This is a genomic window from Mycolicibacillus koreensis (assembly GCF_002104795.1).
Classification (GTDB): domain Bacteria; phylum Actinomycetota; class Actinomycetes; order Mycobacteriales; family Mycobacteriaceae; genus Mycobacterium; species Mycobacterium koreense.
Map to the genome: position 1 here is coordinate 1 of NZ_NCXO01000057.1, position 21,376 is coordinate 21,376.

The following is a 21,376-nucleotide window of genomic DNA, read 5'->3' on the forward strand; positions in this document are numbered from 1 at the left end:
GGCGGGGCCCGGGGCGGCCCTGCGGGGCTGCGGCGATGACCGCCGCGACGATCGTGCCGTGCGCGTCGCAGTCGGACAGACCGTCACCGCCGGTGATGTAGTCCCCGCCGGACACGACCGGTAGCCGCGGACTCGGGTTGACGCCGGTGTCGATGACCGCCACCGGGACCCCGTTGCCGGTGGAGTAGTCCCAGGCGCGGGCGATGTCGAGCATCGCCGACCCGGGGGCGGGCTGCGCGACGTCCGGGTCGGCGACGGTGATGGTGCGGGCGCACAGGTTGCTTTGGCGCATCGGCTGATCGGGTCCGGGCACACCGTCGACCGGCACCCGGCCCGGGTCGATCTGCGGTGGGGGCACCGCCGCCGCACCGGGCACGGTGACCGCCGCGACGATGGCGACTATGGCGGCTATGGCGCCGATGGCGGGTCTCATGGCAGGTCTCATCGCATCCGCACCCAGGTGAACAGCCCGCAGAGCCCGGCCGCCAAGGGAAGTGCCGCCACGATCGCGGCCAACTCGATCCACTCGACGGCCATGCGCACCAGCGGAGTGAAGCGGGCGGTCGGCACCAGCAGCGCCGCCAGCAGCGCGCCACCGGCCACCCCGGCAAACACCGCCGCCGCGGTCGCCAGCGCGGTGGTGCTCTGCGGCGCCTCGGCGACGACATAGCGCAGCACGGTGGCGCAGACCGCGCCGCCCGCGCCGCACAGCAGCGCCGCCGCCGGGTGTCTGGCGGTCAGGGCGCGGCTGCGGCCCGCGAAGATCACCACGAACAGGCCCACCAGCCAGCCGCCGGCCGCACCGCGACCCGGGTCGACGGCGGCCCACGCCGCGACCGGGAACGCCACGGCGGCGCCCAGGCAGATACCGGTGAGCGCGTCGTGCGCGCGGGTCGCCGCGGCCACCAGTCGCGCCCCGCTCGGGGTGGTGTCGGCTGCCGGGTCGTCGGGGTCGGCGGTGGCGGGGCCGGCGGGGACCGGACTGACCGCGTCCGGTGGCAGCCCGTCGGTGCGCCAGAACAGGTCTCGTCCGGTGATCGACCCGAAGTGCGGTGGGCGGATGTGGGCGACCCACAGTGCGATCGTCGGGGCGGCGGTCAACACCAGCAGCAACGCCACCAGCGTTGCCGTCCCGAGCCAGGGCGCCGGCACCGGATGCCACATCCGCGGCGTGGCCGCCGCCGCGCCCAGGGCGCACACCGTCACCACCGTCGTGGCCGCCAGCAGGCCGCGACCGGTGACCGCCACCAGTGCCGCGGCCGCCACGGCGCCCACCAGCGCCCCGATCACCAGGTGGGCGGCCCCGAGCGCGCCGGGCGCTGCCAGGGCGGCGGCGGTCGCCAACAGTCCGGTGCCGATCCATCCGAATCCGGTGAGCAGGTCGCGCCGCCGCGGCCACCATCGCAGGACGGCCCCGAACGCGGCGGCGAGCATCGCACCGGCTGCCGCGGACGCCGCCGCCGGCGTCGGGGTGTCGGCGGCGAGCCGGGCGCGCAGCGCCACGGCTGCCAGACTCGCCGCGCACAGCGCGGTCAGCCCCACCGCGAGGTGGGCGGCGAGGTCCGCGTCGAGCGGCGGAAACAGGTGTCTCCCGGTGTGCGCCAACCCGGTCGACAGCGACTCGTACTGGGGTGCGAACGCCTCGCCGGTCACCGTGGGCGCCAGGATGAGGCTGGCGCCGTCCTCGATGCCCAGCTGGTCGAGGGTCTTGCCCGCATCGATGCGCACACCGTTGGCCCGGTGCAGCTCATAGTCGGTCTGCGTCGGCAGTTCCGTCTCACCGCGGCTGCGCAGTTCCTCGTTGAACAGGGCCACGACGTCGTCGAGGAAGGCCTCCAGCGGGACCGCGGCCGGCAGGACCTGCGCCACCAGGTGGTGGTGGTAGATCACGGCCACGGCGCACCGTGCCGGCGCGATGCTGGCCGCCATCAGGGTTGCCGGTCGGCCTCGGGGATGTACTTGTCGGCGATACCGGCGGCGATCTCGACCAGCCGCAACCGCGTCGCGGGCCGCAACTGGTGTTCGATGTCGATGATCCCCCCGGTGGCCAGGTGCGGGTCGTAGGGCACGAACTCCACGGTCGCGCCCCACTGGCTGAACCGTTCGGTCAGGTAACGCCGCGCGTCGGAGTCGACGTGCCCGCGGCTGTCGTTGAGCACGACGGTGCTTCCGGCCACCAGTTCGTGGTAGCCGTGGGCGCGCAGCAGTTCCACCGTGCGGGTCACCGGCAGCGAGGTGTCCACGGTCAGCCCCGACACCAGCACCAGCGTGTCGAGGGATCCGAGCACCGCGGCCATCACCGGATGCTCCAGATCGTCGGCGGTGTCGACGACGAGGATCGTGTGGGTACGCCGCAACCGGGTGAGCACACCCCGATACATCGCCGAATCCAGGGGGCGGGACCGGTCGGAGGCCTGGTCGCCGGCGAGCACGTCGAGACCGAGGGCGTTCTGCCCGAGGTGCTCGCGGATGTCGGCGTAGCCGTACACCTCGGTGTCGGCGAGCACGGCGGCGTAGTCGCCCGGCGGGTTCTCGTCGATGCGGGCGGCCAGGGTGCCGAAGCCGGGCGCTGCGTCGAGCGCGACGACGTTCTCCGGGCGGCATTGCCGGAACACGCCGGCCAGGCAGGCGGTCAGGGTCGTCTTGCCGACCCCGCCCTTACCGGAGACCACTCCGATCACGAATTGTTTGCGGATGTGGCGGCGGATCCGGTTGCGCAGTTCACGGTAGTGCCGTTCGCGGCGTGATTCGCCCGGATTGATCCGGTGGGCGGAGGCGGTGTAGCAGAGGCGCCGCCAGCCCCCACCCGGCGGGATCTTGCGGGGCGCCACCAGATCTGCGATGCGCAGCGGGCTCACCGTCCCCGACGGTGGCATCTGCGGTGGGCCGCCGCGCACCGCGTCCGACGCGTCCTTGCGTGCTGTGGTCATCACCGGCTCCTGTTCTGTGTTGGTTTCGGTGGTGTCGGGTCACCTTCCGCGCCGGACCGCATGCCAGTCCCGACGCGCCGGGAGGCGCTGCAGCATCCGGTCGATGGCGGCGATCGTGGCGGTCGGCGTGCCGGGCGCGATCACCATCCAGCGGTGCCCGGGGGCGAACACCTGCTCGGCGAGCAGGCGCCCGACCGCGGTGTCGACGAGCGTGACCGCCCCGGGGTCGACGTGTCCGCCGGGGGCGGCACCGCCGGTGCCGGATTGCAGCGCCACGAACGACGCCTGCGCACTGGCCCGCGGATCCAGCGCTGCACGCATCAGGTGACGCTGGGGTCCGTCGAGGATCAGATCGGCGAGGCTCCCGCTGAGCTCTTCGACGGTCGCTGCGCCGAACACGCCGGCGGGCACCGTGATCGGGCGTATCGGCGCGGCGGGCAGGGCGCCGCACAGCCGGGTGATCTGGGTGTGCACGACATCGACGGCCTCATCGTGGTCACGACTGCAGCCGACACCGCTCAGACGCAGGGCGTCGGCGTGCCGTTCGAGCACGACCCAGAACTGGGCGCAGCGCGCCAGGATCGCCGTGGCCGGCTCCCCGCCGTCGCCGGGACGGCGGATACGGGCCACCAACGCCACGTCGCGGCGGGCCAGCACGGTCAGCCATTCCCGCACCGCCGCGTCCACGGTCCCGTCGGCGCCGATCGCCCCCGCGGCCCGCAACTCGTCGGCCACCGGATGGCGCAGCGCCGACTGCGCAGACTCATAACGCACCAGTAACGGGCGCAGCCCCAACTCCGGTGCCAGGCACTCGATTCGACTCAGTGCCTGCAGCACCCAGATGCCGTCGACGGTCGTGGTCAACACCTCGGCTCCCGGCCCGGCAGCCGGCGTCAGGCGCCGGCACACCGGGCAGTGTCAGACGAAATAGGTGGTGCCGAGCTGGTCGGTTTCGTGGGCGCTGTGGCCGGTCTGGTTGATGAGTTTGCCGTGGGCGGCCATCACCGCGATGAGGTCGCCGAGCGCGCCGATCATCGCGGTCTGCCGGTCGGCGAAGGCGATGTGGGCGTCACCTTGGAAGAACTCCGCGACCCGGTTGGTCTGGGTGATCACGCTCTGCAGGTCCTGGTCCAAAACGCCGGCGTGCTGGCCGACAGTGGAGCCCAAACCGAACACCACCCCGTAGTTGTAGGTGATCTGATCGTTCATGATCGTCGTGTCTTTCCTGTCGTGACCGGCTCAGACACCGGCCGCGGTGTCGGGGGCGAAGGCCGTGAAGTTCTGGGCGGCAGTCATTTCGTGGTGCTGCATCAACATCGCCACCTTGCCCAGCCCGTGGGCCAGGCTGGTGCCTGCGGTCAACAGCTTGGTCATGTCGGCCTGGATCCGGATCGCCGTGGCGTAGGAGGCGTTGTAGCCGTCCCCCGCGTAGCCGGGCGCCGCGTCCTCGTGGCTGGACAGGTATTGGTTGGCGACGGTTTGCGCGTCGACCAATGCGTTCTCGATGGCGCGCTGCGCCTCGAGCATCATGTCGGGGGTGACGATGACGCCGCCGCCGGCCGGTATGTTTCCCATGCCTACCTCCGGGCTGCCGGCCCCGCCGAATGGGGACCTCGTGCGTCGAGTCTAAACCCGATGTGACGAATGTCACTTCAGTGATTTAGCCCGCTGGGGATCGTTATCCCATTCTCCGGTAACAACTTTCACTGCAGGCTCGCCTGACTCGGCGTCCCCAGATCCTGGGTGTTCACTGGGAACCCGGAGTGCCGCCGGCCGCAGCGACGACCCGTGCGCGGCCGGTCTGCGCGGTGTCGTCGCGGTCGCGGGGGCTACCGCCCACCGGGGCCAGCGGCATACCCGCCCCGACCGGCACCGGCGCCGCGCGCGCACCGGGCGGCTCGGGGCCGGCGGTCAGCAGACCGGAGCCCAGTGCGGTGGGCCGGCCGGCGTTCTCCGGGGCGAAGCTGCTCGTCGGTTGGGTGTAGCGGGTGAGCCCGACCGGGGCCAGCGGGCCGGCGCCGACGGGTGGCGCCGCAGACCCGCCGCCGAGGCGCACCGGTTCGGCGGCCTCCCCGGCCGCGGCGAGCTCACCGGTCGACGCCGTCGCGGCCGGGGTCGCGAACATCCCGCCGCCGACCGTGCCCAGCACGCCGGTGAGCGGTTGCACCGCGCCACCGGCCGACTGCGCCAGTTGTGCCGGGATCTGGGCCACCTGCTGCACCGGTTGGGTCACACCGCTCAGCAGCGGGGTCACCTGGCCGACCGTCGACCCGAGATCACCGAGTCCAGAACCGGCCCCCGCCCCAGGGTCGGCCAGCGCTGCGGCCGGGGCCGCGGCCCCGGGACCGTCGAGCATCCCGGCGGTGTCGGCGGCGAGCTGTCCGCCGGCGGCGGCCGGGGCCGCCGGGTTCGCGCCGGGCACACCGAGCGGCGGCGGCAGCGCCAGTGCGGCGGTCAAAGCGGTGAGCGCAGCCGAATACGCCCACCCGAGCGCGGCGTTGTGCGGATAGTGCTCGCCGAAGTATTCGGTGTCCAGGGCCACGATCGCCGGGGTGTTGAAGCCGAAGAAGTTGGTGGCGTTCAACACCGCCCACTGATCCCGGTTGGCTTGGCACACCACGGAGGGGATGACGCCGGAGGCGGCCACCGCGAACGCGTCGGCGGCGGCCTGGGTCACCGCGACCTTGTGGGCGATCCAGCCACCCAGGGTGGCCAGGTCGAGGTTGAGGCCGGTCGCGGTCGCCGCAGATGCGGTGGCGCCCAAGCCGATCCACTGGCTGGAGGTGGCGGCGGTGTTGGCTGCCGACACTCCCGCCACCACCTCGTGGTTGACCGCCTCGGTCAGCCACACCGCCTGGTTGGCCACCGTCGACGTCGGCCCGGGTCCGGCTTCGAACGTCGCCGCGATGATCTCGGGTGGACCCATCCACCGGGGGTCGACCATGGTGTGCCTGCGCTTCTGGGGGTTTAGAGCGTCAGGGCGAGGGAGCTGGCCACCTCGTTCACCACATAGGTGAGGGAGGCGAGGTTCTGGCCACCGGCGAGCGCGGCGCGGTGGCCGACGTGGTCGGCGGCCACCCCGAGATAGGCGGCCCCCGCGGCGTTGAGCGCCGCGGCGAACGCCGCCGAATCGGCGTCGAGCGCCATCGGAATCACCCCGACCAGTGCCGCCGCACCACCGGCGGTGGTGGCTGCCATCTCCCCGCCGAGTGCCGCCTCGAGAAGTGCGGATCCCTCCACGGCAACGGTATTCACGTCCAGTAGCGACATCATGCGCCTCCCGGCATCGCGTCCGTAGTCCACGCGGCTGCGGAATTTTTTGAGTCTAAGACTCCCGGCGGCCGGTGTCGATACCGCCGGCGGGATCAGCGGATGCGCGCCCGCGGCTACCCGGTGGGCTCGGCCCCCGGGGCGCGCACCACCATCGGCACCGCCGGGAAGTAGGCCGCCATCTCCGAGCGGGATTTGCGCAGCGCGGCCGTGCCGTAGCCGCGTTTGCGCATCTGCGGACGGATCCAGATGCGGACGTTGACCTCACCGCCGGTGAGCTCGCCGAACACCATCCCGACTTTCTCGGCGCCCTCGACGGCGACGAACCAGGCGGCCTCCTCGTCGTCCTCGCGGGCCAGCGCCGCACGGATCTCCTCGTCGAGTTCGTGGGGCGGGGCGCCGGACCCGTCGCCGGTGGCGCCGACGTCGGCGGTGCGTTCGGCGAAGATGTCGCGGTCGGTCTGACCGGAGAACGGCCGCAGTTCCAGGGTGTCGCCGGAGCTGGCCGGGCGGTCGGCGAGGGTGAAACTGAGTTGGCTGTTGAGGTCGTCGAGTTCGGCGGCGATCTTCTTGCGCGCCTCCTTGGTGATCCGGTCGAACGACAGGCCGATCACCGCCTCGCTGCCGGCTCGCGAGGTGCCCAACAGTTTCCCGATCGCCGTCACCGCGCCGGCGCGGTCGTCGGCCTCGACGATCACGTCGAGCACCTCGTGGCGCCGGTTCAACGCATTGAGCAGGGCATCGGCAATTTCGCGGCGGGCCGCCGCCTGGTCGAGGTCTGTCATGGCTTCGAGCCTAGAACAGCCGCCGCCGCGACGCTGCGCCGTTGCGGGATCTGACGGGTCTCGCCGCGGGCCCGCCCCGGGGCGGATCAGGGCCCGTCGTGGTGGACCGCGTCGGCGTGCAGGCCCTTCAGCGCCCCGTAGGCGCGGGCGTTGAGCGCGATCGCGTCGCGTTCGGCGTCGCCGAGGCTGCGCCGCACCTTCCCGGGCACCCCGGCCACCAGGGAGCCGGGCGGAATGTCGGCACCTTCGGGGATGAGGGCGTTGGCGGCGATGAGGCTGCCGCTCCCGATGCGGGCGCCGTTGAGGACGGTGGCGCCCATGCCGATGAGGACGTCGTCGCCGACGGTGCAGCCGTGCAGCACCGCGTTGTGGCCGACCGACACCCCGGTGCCGACGACGAGCGGGAAGCCGGGGTCGGCGTGCAGCACGCAGCCGTCCTGGATATTGGTGTCCGCGCCGATCGTGATCGTCTCCACGTCGCCGCGCAGCACCGCCGAGTAGAACACCCCGACCCGCGCGTCGAGGCGGACCCGCCCGATCAGGACCGCCGTGGGCGCCACCCAGCAGTCGGCGCCGAGGTCGGGGGTGTGGCCGTCGAGGGTGGTGATCACAGGTTGCCTCCTGGGTCGGGTGCGGTGCGGCGGGGTGCGTCGATGAGGACCCCGGGGTTGAGGATGCCAGCCGGGTCCAGGCGGGTCTTCGCCGCGCTCAGCGCCGCGGCGAACGGGTCGGGGCGCTGCCGGTCGTACCAGCGGCGGTGGTCGCGGCCCACGGCGTGGTGGTGGGTGATGGTGCCGCCGGCGGCGCTGAGCGCCTCGGCGACCGCGGTTTTGATCTCGTCCCACTGCCGGTCGAGTGACCCCCAGCGCCCGGCGGCGTAGATCCCGTAGTAGGGCGCCGGCCCGTCCGGGTAGACGTGGGTGAACCGGCAGGTTAGCACCCCGGTGCCGCAGACGTCGCGGATCGCGGCGGTGGCGGCGGCGGTGACCGCGGCGTGCAGCGCGTCGAAACGGTCCCAGGTGCAGGCGGTTTCGAAGGTCTCGGCGATCACCGAGCGCCGTGCCAGCGCGTCGCGCAGATACGGCATCCGTACGAACGCCGACCGCCAGCTGTCGGCCGCGTCGGCGGGCCCGGCGGCCGGTGCGGCGGCGTCACGGGAACGCCGGGCCAGCACGGTGCCGTGATGGTCGGCGACGATCGCCAGGGCACGCTCGATCCACGGATCGACCGGATGGTGGGCGGATTCGAAGGCGAGCACCAGCAGCCCCCCGCTGACGGTGGTGGCGGCGTTGAGGGCGGCCTCGGCGGGGTCGAGCAGCCGACAGTTGCTCGGGTACAGCCCCGCCTGGGCGATGGCGCGGGTCGCGGCGACCGCCTGGGACCAGTCGGTGAAGGCCACCGACGCGGTGGTCTGCCACCGGGGGCGGTCCTGCAGCCGCATCCAGGCCTCGGTGATGATGCCCAGGATGCCCTCGGAGCCGAGGAACAGCCGGTCCGGGGAGGGACCGGCGCCCGAGCCGGGCAGCCGACGCGATTCGCTGACCCCGGCGGGGGTGAGCACCCGCAGCGACTCGGTCAGGTCGTCGATGTGGGTGTAGAGGGTGGCGAAGTGTCCGCCGGCGCGGGTGGCCAGCCACCCGCCGAGTGTGGAGTGCGCGAACGACTGGGGGAAGTGCCGCAGGGTCAGATCGTGCGGGCGCAGTTGGGCTTCCAGCGCCGGGCCCAGGACCCCGGCCTGGATGCGGGCGGCACGGCTGATCCGGTCGATCTCGAGGACCTGGCCCATCGCGGTGAGGTCGACGGTGAGCGCCGGGCCGTCGACGCGGGGTTCGACGCCGCCGACCACCGAGCTGCCGCCGCCGTAGGGGATGACCGCGATCGCCTCGCGGGCACACCAGTCGAGCAGGTCGCCGATGTCGGATTCGGTGCGGGGGCGGGCGACCAGGTCGGGCAGCGGTCCGACGCTGCCCTGCAGGTTGCGGGCCACGTCGCGAAACGCCTTGCCGCGGGCGTGCCCGGCCCGGTCGACGGGATCCGCCGAGCACAGCGGCGCCAGTGCCGCGGGCGCGCTGATGCGCGGGGCGGGCAGTCCCGCGGCCGCCGGGTCGGGCGGGTCGTGGACGGTGAGGTCATGGCCGGGCAGCAGTGCGGCCACCCGCGCTTCCAGCTGCGCGGCCTCCGCGCCGGTGTAGGCCTGCTCGACGGTGCCCCACCCCCACCATGAGCGCACGCTGCTCACCTCCCGTCACCGGCCCGGACCGTGCCGCTCCGGCGCGGCGCCGGCGCCACGCCGGTGCCCGGCAAGCTACCACCCGGTGCCCGCCGGGGCGGGGGAGTTGCTCAGCCGGCGGCGTTGCGGGCCAGGTCGATGGCGTAGTCGCTGACGAACCGTCCGGCCGCCGGTTGGCCGCGGTCGCAGCTGCCGTCGGATTCGCCGACCCGTTTGATCCACAGGTAGGCGTCGGCGTGCGCACCGGCGGTCGCGGCGGTCGGCGCCACGCCCAACGCGCGGCCGTCGGGGTTGCACCAGTTCAGTGGGTGCTCGGGGGCCGGGCCCGCCCCGTTGCGGGAGGTGTCGATGACGTAGTGGCTGCCGCCGGTCAGCGCGGAGACGGCTTCGCCGTAGTCGATCTGCTCCTCGGTGGTGTAGTAGTTCGTGACGTTGAGGCTAAAGCCGCGGGCCTGGTCCACCCCGGCCTGCGCCAGTCGCCCGGCCAGGTCGTCGGCGCCCAGCCAGCGGGAGTGCCCGCCGTCGAGGTAGACCGCCGCGGCGGGGTCGGCGCCCAGGGTCTGCACCGCGTAGCGCAGCAGCGCGAACCGTTCGTCGCGCTGCTCGCCGGTGAGGCAGTCGGCCATCGCGATCGCGTCGGGTTCGACGATGATCGCCGCCGGCCTGTCGCCCAGGCCCGCACTGATCGCGTCGATCCAGCCGCGGTAGTCCTCGCCGCTGGCGAACCCACCGGCGGCGTAGCTGCCGCAGTCGCGGTGCGGGATCGCATACAGCGCCAGCACCGGCATCGCCCCGGCGGCCGCGGCGGCCCCGGTGTAGCCGGCCACCGTGTCGGCGACGGTGCCCGCCGGGAACGCATGGTCGAGCCAGTAGGCCTGCGGGGTGTTGGCGATCGCGGTCAGCTCCGGGCTCTGCGGGTCGGCGGCGCGCGCGGCGGCCATCGCCTCCGACGCCGGGTCGACGTAGAACGGCCGGCCCGCCAACGGGTTGGGCGCATCGGCCAGGCGCACCGCGGCCGGGGCGCTCACGGCGGCCAGCGCGCCGAGCACGGCGAGGGTCAGTGCGGGGACGATCCAGCGGGCCACGGCGGTGCAGGCGGAGGAGATCACCTGCAGGAAACTAATCGGCGACCGGCGGACAGGCAAAAGCACCGCACCCCGTAGTCTGTCGGCGTGGACATCAACGGAGCCAGCGCCATCGTCACCGGTGGCGCGTCAGGAATCGGGGCGGCGACTGCTCGGCAGTTGGCCGCCAAGGGTGCCAAGGTCGTCGTCGCCGACCTGCAGGCAGAGAAGGGCGAGGCGCTCGCCAAGGAGATCGGTGGCACGTTCGCCAGTGTCGACGTCACCGACACCGACCAGATCATCGCCGCGGTCGACGCCGCCACCAAGCTCGGCCCGCTGCGGGTGCTGGTGAACTCCGCCGGGATCGGGTGGGCGCAGCGCACCATCGGCAAGGACGGCGAGTACGCCTCGGCGCACAACCTGGACCTGTACCGCAAGGTGCTCGACATCAACCTGATCGGCACCTTCGACTGCATCCGGATCGCGGCGACCGCGATGAGCCGCAACGAGCCGACCGCGACCGGCGAGCGGGGCGCGATCGTCAACATGACCAGTGTCGCGGCGTTCGACGGTCAGATCGGCCAGGCGGCCTACTCGTCCTCCAAGGGCGGCGTGGTCGGGCTGACCCTGCCGGTGGCCCGCGACCTGTCGGCGGTCGGGATCCGGGTCAACACCGTGGCCCCCGGCCTGATCGACACCCCGATCTACGGCGAGGGCCCCGACTCTGAGGCGTTCAAGGCCAAGCTCGGTGAGTCGGTGCTGTTCCCGCGCCGCCTCGGTGCGCCCGACGAGCTCGCCTCGATGGTGTGCGAGCTGGTCACCAACTCCTACATGAACGCCGAAGTGGTCCGGGTCGACGGCGGCATCCGGATGCCACCGAAGTAGCCCTTTCCCGACGACACCGGACCGGCCGGCTGACCCTCGCGTCAGCCGGCCGGTCCGCGTTGGGGGGTGCCCGCGCACGGGGCCATTGACACCGGCACCCGCTATAGGAATCATGTGTTTCCTATGTTGTCTGTGTCTCCCGAACTCGACGTGGCCGGCCGGGCGGCGCTGGTCACCGGTGCCGCCCAGGGCATCGGTCGCGCCGTGACCCGGAGTCTGCACGCCCGCGGCGCCGCCGTCGCCCTGATCGACGTGGACGCCGACGGGGTCGAGCGCGCCGCCACCGAGTTGGGGGGCTCGGCGATCGGATTGGCCGCCGACGTGCGGGACCGCGCCGCGATGGCCGCCGCGGTCGCTGCCGCGGCGACACGGTTCGGACGGCTCGACGTCGTCGTCGCCAACGCCGGGGTCAGCCCGGTCCCGGCGACCCTGCGGACGATGACCGGCGACGACTTCGACCGGGTCCTCGACATCAACCTGACCGGGGTGTTCAACACCGTCAAACCCGCTGTGGAGCATGTGATCGCCACCGGCGGTCACATCGTGACGGTGTGCTCGGGCGCTGCGTTCACCCCCGGGCCCGGCGGCTCGCCGTACATGATCAGCAAGGCCGGGGTCGAACAGCTCGCCCGTGCGCTGCGGCTGGAGTTGGCCGGTCATTCCGTGACCGTGCAGATCGCCTACTTCGGCCTGGTCGACACCGCGATGACCCACGACCTGCTCGACGAGCACCCGTTGGGGCAACGCATCGGCGCCCTGCTGCCCTGGCCGTTGAATCGGCGCATCAGCACCGCCGACGCCGCCCACTCGATCGTCGCGGGCATCACCGGCCGCGCCGCGACCACGACGGCGCCGGCCGGCTGGCGTCTCTACAGCGCGCTGCGCGGCATCGCCAACCCCGTCCTCGACCGGCTGTTGAGCACCGACGCCACCGTGCGGCAGCTGATCACCGACCTGGAGACCGAGGGAACAAACCCATGAGTCGGCGCCGCACCGACGGCCACCGCAGCTCCTGCCATGCTGATCGCCATGGGTGAGCACACCGACGCCGACCTGGCGGCCTGGGACCAGTTCGTCGAGGCGCTGAGCGCCGCCGGCCGGCAGGTGGCCGCCGACACCGCGGAGCTCAGCGACGTCGAACGCGCCGACGGGTTTCGGGCCCTGCTGCGGGCGGTGGCCAACCAGCTGGGCCGTTTCGAGGTCGATCGGGAACGCCCCGAGTTGGTGGCGTTCAACGGGTGGCGCCAGAAGTTCCTCATGGACAATCCCGACTTCGGCTACTGGGTGGCCGACATCCGCGACGACCGCCGCTACCGCCTCGTCGGGGAGCGCGCCGACGCGGTCTACGTCTCGATCACCGCCTACGCCGTCACGGCGACCGGCGCGCAGGCCACCGCACGGGTCGACAGCGACGCGCTCACCGTCGATGCGGCCGGCCGCTTCGACCTCGCCGTCGGCGGTGAGCGCCCCGCCAGCGGCGACTGGCTGGAGCTGCCGGCCGGGGCGCGCGCGGTGTGGGTGCGGTTCTTCTACGACGACGCGGACACCGACCGGCAGGGGTGGTGCGCGATCGAACCGGTCGACACCCCCGCGGTACCCGTCCCGATCGACCCGCCGCGGTTCCGTCGAGCGTTGCAGCGTCTGGGTGCCACCACCGCGGCCCTGCCCCAGATCATCGCCACGGCCACCGCCGAGGACCGCCAGCGCCCCAACGAGATCCGGCCCTGGTCACAGATGACCGGCGGCGCGGTGTTCACCGAGCCCGACATCTCCTACCTGCGCGGCGCCTGGCACCTCGAGCCCGGGGAGGCGCTGCTGATCGAGGGTGAGCCGGTGGCCTGCCGGTACTGGAACATCCTGGCCTACAGCCGCTTTCTCAATTCTCTCGACTACCGGTATCGGCCGGTGTCCTACACCGGTGCCACGGCCACCCTCGTCGACGGCCGCTACCGGTTCGTGCTCGCCGCGGACGATCCCGGCGCCGGTGACTGGATCGACACCGAGGGCCGCGGTTTCGGCATCGTCGTCCTGCGGTTCTTGCAGCCGGCCGCGGCCCCGCCGCTGCCGTCGGTGCGCCGGGTGCGGCTGGCCGATCTGCCGGGCCGGCGATGAGCGCCTGGGCGCCCGCCGCCCGCAGCGCCGAGGCCCGGCGGGTGTACGCGGCCGCCGAGGCCGACCGCGCCGAGCGGCCGCAGCGCTACCGGCTCGGGGTCGAGGCACTGGGCGCCGTGGTCGAGACGGCGACCGCGGGCCGCGACCCTGCCGGGTTGGGCGATCCGGACCAGTGGCGTCCCGGCCTGGAGCACTACCTCGCGTCGGCGGACGAGGACGGCAGGCTCAACGCGCTCGGCGCCCGGATGGTGCGCGACACCGCCGTCGGCCGGCTGCGCGCCCGCGCCGCGCTCGCCGGCTACACCCGGGAACATCCCACGGTGCCCGAGCGGGCGCTGCGCCCCCCGATCGTCATCGTCGGCGGCTGGCGCACCGGGACCACGTTGGTGTTCCGCACCCTGGCCCGCGATCCTCGGCTGCGCGCGCCGCTGCCGGTGGAACTGAGCGCGCCGTGGCGGATGGCCGGGCTCCGCGACGGCGACCGCGAGGCCCGCATCGACGCCAGCGCACCCGCCCACGACCTGTTGCACCTGCTCAATCCCACCATGGCGGTGGTGCACGATTCCGGGCCGAGGATGCCCGAGGAGTGCGTGCTGGGCATGGGAACCACCCTGCGCAACTGGGCGTTTCCCTCCACCGTCCGCCTCGACGGCTACGCCCGCTGGCTGGCCGGCGAGGATTTCGCCGCCGAGTACGCCGCGCACCGCACGATGCTGCAGATCCTCGACGACGGCCGGCGCTGGGTGCTCAAAGCCCCCGCCCACACCGCCGAGTTGGCGCACCTGGCGGCCACCTATCCGGGCGCGTGCCTGGTGTGGCTGCACCGCGACATCGTCGACACGGTGGCCTCCGGCGCCAGCCTGTTCGCCACCTACCGGGCCACCTACAGCGACCACGTCGACGCCGCCGACGTCGGGCGGTTCCAGACCGAGCAGACCGAGCTGTGGCTGCGCCGCGCCGTGGCGTTCCGCTCGACACCGCTCGCCCGGGCGGTGACCATCGTCGACGTCGCCTACGGTGAGCTGCTCGCCGCCCCGGCGGCGGTGCTGCGCCGCGTCTACGACGCCGCCGGGCTCGACCCGCCCGACACCGCGGCCCTGCTGGAGGCCCAGCGCCGCGATGCGCCGCGCCACGCCCACGGCACCCACCGCTACCGGCCGCAGGACTTCGGCATCGACCCGGCGGCGCTGCGCGACCGGATGGCGTTTTACACCGACCGGCTGCCGGCCGGAGGCTGAGCGCCCGCCGCCCCGCGCCGCGGAGTGACCCGCGCCGCGGCAGCCGCTACCGTCGATTCCCGTGAGGGTGTCGAGGCAACGTCACGCCCGGGTGCGCGCGATGACCGCCGTCGTCGCGGCCGGCGCCGTGCTGTGCTCCTGCGGGCAACCGTCACCGCCGCCGTCGACCACCGGCCCCGCCACCACCCCGCACGCGGCGCCGAGCACCGCCGCGCCGCCCCCGCTGCCGCCGGTGGCACCGGATCCGGCGTTCGCGCCGATCGCCCCGCTGATCGACGCCGCGATCGCCGCCCACCGACTGCCCGGCGCGGTGGTGCAGGTCGGCCACGGCGGCACCATCGTCTACCGCCAGGCGTTCGGCGAACGCAAACTCCCCGGCGAACCCGGCCTGGACAACCGGCCCTCCCCCGCCGAGCCGATGACCCCCGACACCCTGTTCGACATGGCGTCGCTGACGAAGTGCCTGGCGACCGCGGTGGCGGTGCTGCAACTGGTCGAGGCGGGCCGGGTCGCCGTCGACGAGCCCGTGCAGACCTACCTGCCGGGGTTCAACACCGAGCACGACCCGCGCCGCGCCGCGGTGACGGTGCGGATGCTGCTCACCCACACCTCCGGCATCGGCGGCGATTTGAGCCATCAGGGCCCGTGGGGGCTGGCCCACCCGGACAAGGCCGATGGGGTGCGCCGGGCGCTGACCGCACCGCTGGAGTTTGGCCCCGGCGAACGGTTCCACTACTCCGACATCGGGTTCATCGTCCTCGGCGCCCTGGTGGAGAAGCTCACCGGCGAGCCGCTGGACCACTACGTGCCCGACCACGTGTTCGCGCCGCTGCACATGAGCGACACCCGCTATCTGCCGGTCGCCAAGGCGTGCGGGCCGCACCGGGTGCGGGGTTCGGTGATCGCCCCCGACCCCGACGGCGACACCGACACGCGCGACTGCCCGGAGGACTCGTGGAGTACCGCCCTTCTGTCCCGCATCGCCCCCACCGCCCACGACGGCGACACCGAGGGGATCAACCCGGATTTCGGTGCGCTGCTACGCGGCACCGTGCACGACCCGACCGCGCGGCGTATGGGCGGGGTGGCCGGTAGCGCCGGGGTGTTCTCCACCGTGCACGACGTGGGGCTGTTCGCCCAGGCGCTGCTCGACCGGCTCGGCGGGCGGCCCAGCGCGTTTCCGCTGAGCACGGCGACGCTGACGGCGATGACCAGCCCGCAGCAGCCCGGGCACAGCCCGCAGCAGCTGGTGGCCGCCAACGACGCGACCCGTGCGGCGACGGCCGCCACCCCCGACCGGCCCGATCCGCTGCTGGCACCGGCGTATCCGGCGATCGGCGGGCAGGATCTGCGCGGTTTCGGCTGGGACATCGACACCCCGCACTCGGCGCCGCGCGGGGTGGTGTTCCCGATCGGCAGCGTCGGGCACACCGGGTTCACCGGGGTGACGTTGTGGATCGACCCCGGCTCCGACACGTATGTGGTGGTGCTCGCCAATGTCATCCACCAGCCCGGTGGGCCGCCGATCGCCGGGCTCAGCGGCGAGATCGCCACCCTGGCCGCCCGGGCACTGCACCTCTACGGCAGCTGAGCCCCCGGCTCAGGTCGCGGCGCTGGCCTGCACCGCCGCCAACGCCGTAGCGGCCAGCCGGCCCAATTCCTCGGTTTCGGCGGTGTCGAGAACCCCCGCCGACAACTGCGCCATCCACCGGTTGGTTTGCCCCTCGGCGCTGGTGTAGGCGTCTTTTTTGTCCGCGCCGTCGGCGAACGGCTCCGGCCAGCCGAACATCGCCGTGTACTGCGGGCCCTTGTTGAGCATGTGCGCCTCGACCGGGCTGATCCCGGCGAGCATCAGGGCGTGGAAGTGCACCGCCGCGCGCAGTTCGCGCAGCACGAACATCACCTGCAGCGCGCGCGCCGGTGCGTCGGCGGCCAGCGGCATGGCCCGCCAGCCGGCGAACAATGCCAGCCCGCCGGTCGGGGCGGCGGCGATGAGTTTCTCGCCCAGTGCGGCCAGGCGCTCCAGGCCGTCGACGCCGCCCAGGTGGCGGCGGGCGAATTCGGCGGTCTGCTCCCAGTACACCTCGGCGGCGCCGGCCGCGCCGCGCACCGCGACGCCCTCGTCCCACATCGCGGCCAGGGTGGCGGGTTCGAAGACGGTGAACACCGCGGCGACGGTGGTGCCGGTGGCCTCGCCGAGGACCCCGCCGCGGGCGGCCACGTAGCCGGCCAGCGGGTTCTGGTAGCCGGCGGCGGTGCTGTCGGCGAAGGTCTGCGGGTGCAGCATGAACAGCGCGACGGTTTCCCCCATCGCCGCACCGGTTGCTGCGGTGGTCTCGATCAGGGCGGTGTCGGTCATCCTCGGGTCTCCTTGTCGACGGCGGGGCGGGGTGTGCCCGCAGGTGCGAGTATGCCCGCGGGGGCATCCACGGCGTGGGCCACACGAATAACACGAATAACACGTGCCACATTGTTAACATCTGCGCATGGCCGGTCCCCCGTCGATGCCTCCGCAGCGCCGCACGCACCGGGCGTCGCGCCGTGACGCGCTGCGCTACGCGGCGGCGGCGTCGGCTCTGGCCGGGGCGGGGGTCGCGGCGGCGCGCGCCGGGATACCGCCGGCGTCGGCGGCGAACCCGATGCTCATCGACTACGCGATGCGCCAGATCCCCGCCGAGGCGATCCGGGCGGCCGGCTACGCCGGGGTGATCAACTACGTGTCGACCTCGCGGCCCGGATCGAACTTCGGGGCCAAACCGATCACCCGGCCCTACGCGCAGTCGCTGACCGCCGCGGGGCTGGTCATCGTCAGCAACTACCAGTACGGCAAACCCGGCGGCACCGCACCGTCGGATTTCACCCGCGGGTACGCCGGCGGGGTCGCCGACGCGCGGACCGCCTGGCAGATCCACACCGCCGCCGGCGGCGGGCAGAGTGCGCCGATCTTCTTCAGCGTCGACGACGACATCGACCGGCACACCTGGGACACGGTGGCGCTGCCGTGGTTTCGCGGCATCAACTCTGTGATCGGGGTGCAGCGCACCGGCGTGTACGGCGGGGTCGACGTGTGCCAGTGGGCGGGCGCGGCCGGCGTGATCGGCAATTCCCGCACCCCCGGGCACCGGTGGGCCTGGCAGACCCGGTCATGGTCGAACGGCCGTCGCGACCCCGCCGCGGTGCTGTTTCAGCGCATCGTGGCCACCGCGTCGAGCCCGGGGCCGATCGTCGGCGGCACCGAGGTCGACGTCAACGACGTTCTGGCCGCCGACTGCGGGCAATGGAACCTGCACCCGTAGGCGCGGGCACGTCAGCGCCGCACGGCAGCGACCACGCGCAGTTCGGGCCTAACCGCAGCGGGCCGTGCACGCCGGACCGCCTCCGTCTTCATCAGATTCGGGCCGCTGCGCCGCAATTCGAGCCAAACGTCCTTCATCGCGGCTTCGTCGAACAGTGGTGCGAGCGCCACGAGCAGCGCCTTGCCGTCGTCGTGCCAGGCGATCGCCAGCTCCCGCAGGATCTCCAGTTGCGCCGCCGCGAACTCCCCGCGCGCTGCGGGCAGCGGCAACGGCCCGACCCGCTCGGCGATCCGGCGCAGCGCCGCGAACAGCGGCCGGCGCGAAACGGTCATGCGCGCCATCAGCGCCCGTTCGCATGCCACGGTCCGGGCGACCAGCACCCGCCTGAAATCGACCATGCCGTAATTTAGCATAGGCTTACCTTATTTTTGAGAGGGTCCTGGGCTCACGCGAAGTACCGTCGCGACCCGCGGTGTTTTGCGGTGATCGTCGGGTCAGGGGCCGGTTCGCTCGCGGAGCGTGGCGGCGCCGGGCCCGTCGAGTTCCTCGGCGACGCCGTGGCGGCCGGCGATCGCCATCAGGAGCGCTTCCGCGGGCCCCATCACATCGAGGCCCTCTCCGGCGGCCCAGTCGAGATCGGTCGCCACCAGACGAAGGCCGTGAATGCGTTGGCGGGCACCGATAGGAGGTGCCATTCGCGCGAAGTTCAGCGCCGGAACGAGGCGCTTACCGGGGATGTCGCGTGGCATGCCGAGCGGACGACGGATGTCCTGGTGGTGCACCATCGCATCGAGCAGGGCGATGCGGCTCCCGAAGCCCCGGGTGAGCCCCCGCGGGGTTATGCAGCGATCGAGGAGGTCCAGCAACTGCCGGGGGGTACAGTCGGCGAAGTCCGCCAGCCCGAGCGCATTGGCCTGGTCGAGGTGCAGGTGCCCGCGGGCGAATCGGCGGGCGAGCCCGGTCAGACCCAGCTCGTCGTAGCTGAGCATGTGCGCAACGACGTCGCGCACGGTCCACCCGTCGCACGGCGACGGAACCCGCCACTGCTCGGCGGTGAGAGATTTCAGTAACGCAGCGAGATCAGCGCGCTCAGCGGCGGCCAGGTCGCGCACCGAGAGCTTCATTGCTGTCTGCCTGCCTGACACCCGCATTCCGCCTCATGCCGGCGTGGTCGACGTATCGCGCACCTGCCCGGACTGCCCGGACAAAGCCGCAACGCCGAGGGCTGCGAACGACGCCGCACCGCCGCCGGTGATGATCACACCCGTCGGCGCCAGCGTCCCCGCGCGCACACCGCGCGCTGCGGCGACGACGTCCAGCACGTCGACCGCCAGGCCCCACTGCAATGCACGCGTCCGTATTGACGGCGGGCCTGGGGCGGCGACCGCCAAGGCCAAGACCAATTCCCGCGCGCCGAATAGTTGGGCCGTGAACGGCTGATCGCGACCGGAATTCAGTCCGATGAGACGTCCGGTCGTGTTCGGCGCCACCCAAGCCGCCACACCGGTAGCCAACCGGAGACCGACGAATGTCCGGAGCAGCGTCCTGATGCGCCTGCGCGTCATCGCATCTACTCTTCCGCACGTCCCGGCATCGCGTCCAGCGATCCGTTACGCGCTCTTTCACCCCTTCCGTCCGCGGGCAACCGCGGTGCGGGCCGCGCCCACCGTGGTCATGTGACATGGGCGGCCGCCGCCACGAATGTTTACTGTTACTTCAGAGTATATTTATTTTTCTTACTTTTTGGGTACCGTCCTCGGGGAGCCTGGAACCGGGCGCTGTCCTGCGAGGGAGGTCACCGGATGCCCACCGAACCCGACAACGCTCAAGGCGCCCGCGCGCCCCGGCTGTCGCCGGTCTCCGACGCTGCGGAGGCGTACCGCCTCGTCTACCACCGTGTCGCGACGCTGCTGCGGGGACGCGATGAGGTCGGTGAGGTGGTCGTGCCGGCCTGCCCTGCGTGGACCATCCGCGACACCCTTGCGCACCTGGCCGGTGCGGCGCAGGATGTCGTCTCCGGCGACCTGGCGGGCGTGGGCTCGGAGTCGTGGACCCGAACGCAGATCAACCGCCTCGGACACAAGAGCGTCGATGAGTTACTCGACCTGTGGGGAGGGTCGGTCGGTCTTCTGGCCGCACAGATGACCCAGGGCGCGCCGGAACTCGCCGCCGGGCAGCTCATCTTCGACGTACTCACCCACGAACACGACATCCGAGGCGCGGTGGGCGAACCCGGAGACCGGACCGCCGATCTCACCTACCAAGTCGCACTCGGGTTCTTGACGACGATGTACGACCTCGCCTTCCGAGGCAGCCACCGAGTGGCGATGCGACTCACCACGCCGTCGATCGGAACCGTGCAACTCGGCGATCCCGATACTGCGACGGATCAGCCGGTGATCAGTCTCTCCGATTTCGACGCCCTGCGGGCCTTCGGTGGCCGGCGCAGCGAACGGCAATTGTCAGCGCTGCCCTGGCAGGGAACTCCACCGGATCCGCCACCCGTCGCCCGGAATCACGCCATCCGACCACCACGCCACGATCTCGTCGAATGATCGTCCGTGACTGCGTCGCCGCGGCGATCGGAGGGCCCAGTGTTCGGCTCGGATGACGGCGGCTTCAGAAGTGCGCAGGCACGACAACGCTATTTGGCCCTGTATGACCGGGTGCGGGCGCTGACACCTCGTCCCGATGTCGTTCACGATGTTCCCACGGAGTTCGGCGCCGCGCGGGTGTACCAGCACGGGCCCAACGGTGGCGTCCCCATCGTGTTGATACACGGCTACTTCTTGACCTCTGCGATGTGGTGGCCCCAAGTCGCCGGCTTGGCAGGGGATTTCACCGTTTACACCATGGACATGCTGGGTCAGCCCGGAGCCGGCATGCAGTCGAAGGCGATGTTGACCCCCGCACGCGGCGCGCGCTGCATCGCTGCGGTATTGGCAGGGTTGGGGCTGCACGACGTGCACCTCGTCGGCCATTCCTACGGTGGCTGGCTGGCCACCCATACCGCGGCCCGCGCACCGGATCGGTTGGCCACGTTGACGCTTATCGATCCGGCCCACACAGTGACGCGGCTCTCGGCAACGACGTGGCGAAGCCTCGCTCTTCTGCTAGTGCGCCCGAACTCAGCTCGCGCTAGACGCGCCGCGGCGTGGATAACCGGTGACCCTGCGGCGGGCAGTTCCATCGACATGTTGACCGACCTCTTTGTCGCCGGGTTCGCTGCTTTTGCATCACCCTTTCGCACACCGCAACTTCAATTTGCGGGAAATCGTCTGCTGCGCTCGGTGCATCGTCCGGTTCAGGTCCTTCTCGCGGGTAACTCAGTGCACGATTCGGCCACGGCGATTCGTCGTATCCAGTCGGTGGTGCCGAATTGGGAATACTCGCTGTGGCCATACGCCTCCCATGCCCTGTTCGCCGAGGCCGCCGACGAGGTGAACTGGTGCATTCGGCGGTTCGCCGCCGAACACCGCAGCCGCTCTTAGCCTGGATGCGCCGATGAGGTAGTGGTTCGGGGTGGGGCGTAGCGCCGAAATGCCCTGTCGTGGTGGGAGAATGAG

The 21,376-nt window shown here is 72.2% G+C and carries 23 protein-coding genes and 1 pseudogene; 8 read left to right on the forward strand and 16 right to left on the reverse strand.

Translation table 11 applies throughout. The features are described 5' to 3' along the window. The 12 genes and pseudogenes from B8W67_RS17910 to B8W67_RS17965 form a co-directional block, all read right to left on the reverse strand. Positions 1 to 433: pseudogene (locus B8W67_RS17910) on the reverse strand (type VII secretion-associated serine protease); the annotation flags it as partial. Between the two features lie 8 nt (positions 434 to 441). Next, on the reverse strand, positions 442 to 1,896 hold the full coding sequence (gene eccD / locus B8W67_RS17915; protein ID WP_197747560.1) for a type VII secretion integral membrane protein EccD: 1,455 nt from the start codon (positions 1,894 to 1,896) through the stop codon (positions 442 to 444). A 32-nt stretch (positions 1,897 to 1,928) separates the two neighbouring features. After that, positions 1,929 to 2,876 carry a MinD/ParA family ATP-binding protein gene (locus tag B8W67_RS17920; RefSeq protein WP_085305440.1) on the reverse strand — a complete coding sequence of 316 codons (948 nt, stop codon included), beginning with the start codon at positions 2,874 to 2,876 and terminating at the stop codon, positions 1,929 to 1,931. Positions 2,877 to 2,969: 93 nt separating this feature from the next. Then, positions 2,970 to 3,797, reverse strand: a complete 828-nt coding sequence (locus B8W67_RS17925; protein ID WP_085305416.1) for an ESX secretion-associated protein EspG — start codon at positions 3,795 to 3,797, stop codon at positions 2,970 to 2,972. A 51-nt stretch (positions 3,798 to 3,848) separates the two neighbouring features. After that, positions 3,849 to 4,139 carry a WXG100 family type VII secretion target gene (locus B8W67_RS17930; protein ID WP_069393866.1) on the reverse strand — a complete coding sequence of 97 codons (291 nt, stop codon included), beginning with the start codon at positions 4,137 to 4,139 and terminating at the stop codon, positions 3,849 to 3,851. A gap of 30 nt (positions 4,140 to 4,169) precedes the next feature. Beyond that, positions 4,170 to 4,505 carry a hypothetical protein gene (locus B8W67_RS17935; protein ID WP_069393865.1) on the reverse strand — a complete coding sequence of 112 codons (336 nt, stop codon included), beginning with the start codon at positions 4,503 to 4,505 and terminating at the stop codon, positions 4,170 to 4,172. Positions 4,506 to 4,677: 172 nt separating this feature from the next. Beyond that, on the reverse strand, positions 4,678 to 5,856 hold the full coding sequence (locus B8W67_RS17940) for a PPE domain-containing protein (protein WP_163797237.1): 1,179 nt from the start codon (positions 5,854 to 5,856) through the stop codon (positions 4,678 to 4,680). Positions 5,857 to 5,897: 41 nt separating this feature from the next. Continuing rightward, positions 5,898 to 6,185 carry a PE family protein gene (locus B8W67_RS17945; protein ID WP_234794012.1) on the reverse strand — a complete coding sequence of 96 codons (288 nt, stop codon included), beginning with the start codon at positions 6,183 to 6,185 and terminating at the stop codon, positions 5,898 to 5,900. 131 nt (positions 6,186 to 6,316) lie between these two features. After that, complete coding sequence (locus tag B8W67_RS17950) at positions 6,317 to 6,985, reverse strand: GNAT family N-acetyltransferase (RefSeq protein WP_085305420.1); 669 nt, start codon at positions 6,983 to 6,985, stop codon at positions 6,317 to 6,319. An 86-nt stretch (positions 6,986 to 7,071) separates the two neighbouring features. After that, positions 7,072 to 7,596, reverse strand: coding sequence for a gamma carbonic anhydrase family protein (locus B8W67_RS17955; protein ID WP_069393861.1), 525 nt, complete (start codon positions 7,594 to 7,596; stop codon positions 7,072 to 7,074). Then, the gene (locus B8W67_RS17960) at positions 7,593 to 9,215 is read right to left on the reverse strand and encodes an FAD-binding oxidoreductase (protein ID WP_085305422.1); all 1,623 of its coding nucleotides are present in this window, start codon (positions 9,213 to 9,215) and stop codon (positions 7,593 to 7,595) included. The genes B8W67_RS17955 and B8W67_RS17960 overlap by 4 nt, the downstream gene beginning before the upstream one ends. 110 nt (positions 9,216 to 9,325) lie before the next feature. After that, positions 9,326 to 10,324: a glycoside hydrolase family 6 protein gene (locus B8W67_RS17965; protein ID WP_109561830.1), complete on the reverse strand. Its 999-nt coding sequence runs from the start codon at positions 10,322 to 10,324 to the stop codon at positions 9,326 to 9,328. 63 nt (positions 10,325 to 10,387) lie between these two features. On the opposite strand from B8W67_RS17965, the gene B8W67_RS17970 reads away from it, so the two are divergent. From B8W67_RS17970 to B8W67_RS17990, 5 genes are all read left to right on the forward strand, one after another. Next, positions 10,388 to 11,164: an SDR family NAD(P)-dependent oxidoreductase gene (locus B8W67_RS17970; RefSeq protein WP_085305424.1), complete on the forward strand. Its 777-nt coding sequence runs from the start codon at positions 10,388 to 10,390 to the stop codon at positions 11,162 to 11,164. A gap of 123 nt (positions 11,165 to 11,287) precedes the next feature. Continuing rightward, complete coding sequence (locus B8W67_RS17975; protein WP_085305426.1) at positions 11,288 to 12,145, forward strand: short-chain dehydrogenase/reductase; 858 nt, start codon at positions 11,288 to 11,290, stop codon at positions 12,143 to 12,145. A gap of 48 nt (positions 12,146 to 12,193) precedes the next feature. Further along, a complete protein-coding gene (locus tag B8W67_RS17980) occupies positions 12,194 to 13,276 on the forward strand; it encodes a DUF1214 domain-containing protein (RefSeq protein ID WP_085305446.1) in 1,083 nt (360 codons plus the stop codon). Further along, complete coding sequence (locus tag B8W67_RS17985) at positions 13,273 to 14,514, forward strand: sulfotransferase family protein (protein ID WP_085305428.1); 1,242 nt, start codon at positions 13,273 to 13,275, stop codon at positions 14,512 to 14,514. Before B8W67_RS17980 ends, B8W67_RS17985 begins: the two co-directional genes overlap by 4 nt. 100 nt (positions 14,515 to 14,614) lie before the next feature. Beyond that, positions 14,615 to 16,105 carry a serine hydrolase domain-containing protein gene (locus B8W67_RS17990; RefSeq protein WP_085305444.1) on the forward strand — a complete coding sequence of 497 codons (1,491 nt, stop codon included), beginning with the start codon at positions 14,615 to 14,617 and terminating at the stop codon, positions 16,103 to 16,105. A gap of 9 nt (positions 16,106 to 16,114) precedes the next feature. Here the strand turns inward: B8W67_RS17990 and B8W67_RS17995 are convergent, their stop codons facing one another. After that, positions 16,115 to 16,873, reverse strand: coding sequence for an SCO6745 family protein (locus B8W67_RS17995; protein ID WP_085305430.1), 759 nt, complete (start codon positions 16,871 to 16,873; stop codon positions 16,115 to 16,117). 127 nt (positions 16,874 to 17,000) lie between these two features. Between B8W67_RS17995 and B8W67_RS18000 the strand changes: the two genes are divergently transcribed. Then, on the forward strand, positions 17,001 to 17,810 hold the full coding sequence (locus tag B8W67_RS18000; protein ID WP_109561831.1) for a DUF1906 domain-containing protein: 810 nt from the start codon (positions 17,001 to 17,003) through the stop codon (positions 17,808 to 17,810). Positions 17,811 to 17,821: 11 nt separating this feature from the next. On the opposite strand, the gene B8W67_RS18005 is transcribed toward B8W67_RS18000, so the two are convergent. From B8W67_RS18005 to B8W67_RS18015, 3 genes are all read right to left on the reverse strand, one after another. Then, the gene (locus tag B8W67_RS18005) at positions 17,822 to 18,223 is read right to left on the reverse strand and encodes a hypothetical protein (protein WP_133056144.1); all 402 of its coding nucleotides are present in this window, start codon (positions 18,221 to 18,223) and stop codon (positions 17,822 to 17,824) included. Between the two features lie 81 nt (positions 18,224 to 18,304). Continuing rightward, positions 18,305 to 18,934 (reverse strand): maleylpyruvate isomerase family mycothiol-dependent enzyme, encoded by a 630-nt coding sequence (locus tag B8W67_RS18010; protein ID WP_085305450.1) that lies wholly within the window; start codon positions 18,932 to 18,934, stop codon positions 18,305 to 18,307. A 33-nt stretch (positions 18,935 to 18,967) separates the two neighbouring features. Continuing rightward, positions 18,968 to 19,375, reverse strand: a complete 408-nt coding sequence (locus B8W67_RS18015; RefSeq protein WP_085305434.1) for a hypothetical protein — start codon at positions 19,373 to 19,375, stop codon at positions 18,968 to 18,970. Between the two features lie 237 nt (positions 19,376 to 19,612). Between B8W67_RS18015 and B8W67_RS18020 the strand changes: the two genes are divergently transcribed. Together B8W67_RS18020 and B8W67_RS18025 are read left to right on the forward strand one after the other, a co-directional pair. Continuing rightward, a complete protein-coding gene (locus tag B8W67_RS18020) occupies positions 19,613 to 20,365 on the forward strand; it encodes a maleylpyruvate isomerase N-terminal domain-containing protein (protein WP_085305436.1) in 753 nt (250 codons plus the stop codon). A gap of 39 nt (positions 20,366 to 20,404) precedes the next feature. Beyond that, positions 20,405 to 21,301 (forward strand): alpha/beta fold hydrolase, encoded by an 897-nt coding sequence (locus B8W67_RS18025; RefSeq protein WP_085305438.1) that lies wholly within the window; start codon positions 20,405 to 20,407, stop codon positions 21,299 to 21,301. Positions 21,302 to 21,376: the final 75 nt, after the last annotated feature.

Bases quoted from the DNA above. Each gene is read 5' to 3' on its own strand.
- B8W67_RS17990 (WP_085305444.1), top strand. From the start codon at position 14,615: ATGACCGCCGTCGTCGCGGCCGGCGCCGTGCTGTGCTCCTGCGGGCAA.
- B8W67_RS17980 (WP_085305446.1), top strand. From the start codon at position 12,194: ATGGGTGAGCACACCGACGCCGACCTGGCGGCCTGGGACCAGTTCGTC.
- B8W67_RS17995 (WP_085305430.1), bottom strand. From the start codon at position 16,873: ATGACCGACACCGCCCTGATCGAGACCACCGCAGCAACCGGTGCGGCG.
- B8W67_RS18010 (WP_085305450.1), bottom strand. From the start codon at position 18,934: ATGAAGCTCTCGGTGCGCGACCTGGCCGCCGCTGAGCGCGCTGATCTC.
- B8W67_RS17940 (WP_163797237.1), bottom strand. From the start codon at position 5,856: ATGGGTCCACCCGAGATCATCGCGGCGACGTTCGAAGCCGGACCCGGG.
- B8W67_RS17920 (WP_085305440.1), bottom strand. From the start codon at position 2,876: ATGCCACCGTCGGGGACGGTGAGCCCGCTGCGCATCGCAGATCTGGTG.
- B8W67_RS18015 (WP_085305434.1), bottom strand. From the start codon at position 19,375: ATGACGCGCAGGCGCATCAGGACGCTGCTCCGGACATTCGTCGGTCTC.
- B8W67_RS18020 (WP_085305436.1), top strand. From the start codon at position 19,613: ATGCCCACCGAACCCGACAACGCTCAAGGCGCCCGCGCGCCCCGGCTG.
- B8W67_RS17950 (WP_085305420.1), bottom strand. From the start codon at position 6,985: ATGACAGACCTCGACCAGGCGGCGGCCCGCCGCGAAATTGCCGATGCC.
- B8W67_RS17975 (WP_085305426.1), top strand. From the start codon at position 11,288: ATGTTGTCTGTGTCTCCCGAACTCGACGTGGCCGGCCGGGCGGCGCTG.
- B8W67_RS17985 (WP_085305428.1), top strand. From the start codon at position 13,273: ATGAGCGCCTGGGCGCCCGCCGCCCGCAGCGCCGAGGCCCGGCGGGTG.
- B8W67_RS18000 (WP_109561831.1), top strand. From the start codon at position 17,001: ATGGCCGGTCCCCCGTCGATGCCTCCGCAGCGCCGCACGCACCGGGCG.
- B8W67_RS18005 (WP_133056144.1), bottom strand. From the start codon at position 18,223: ATGCTAAATTACGGCATGGTCGATTTCAGGCGGGTGCTGGTCGCCCGG.
- B8W67_RS17930 (WP_069393866.1), bottom strand. From the start codon at position 4,139: ATGAACGATCAGATCACCTACAACTACGGGGTGGTGTTCGGTTTGGGC.
- B8W67_RS17935 (WP_069393865.1), bottom strand. From the start codon at position 4,505: ATGGGAAACATACCGGCCGGCGGCGGCGTCATCGTCACCCCCGACATG.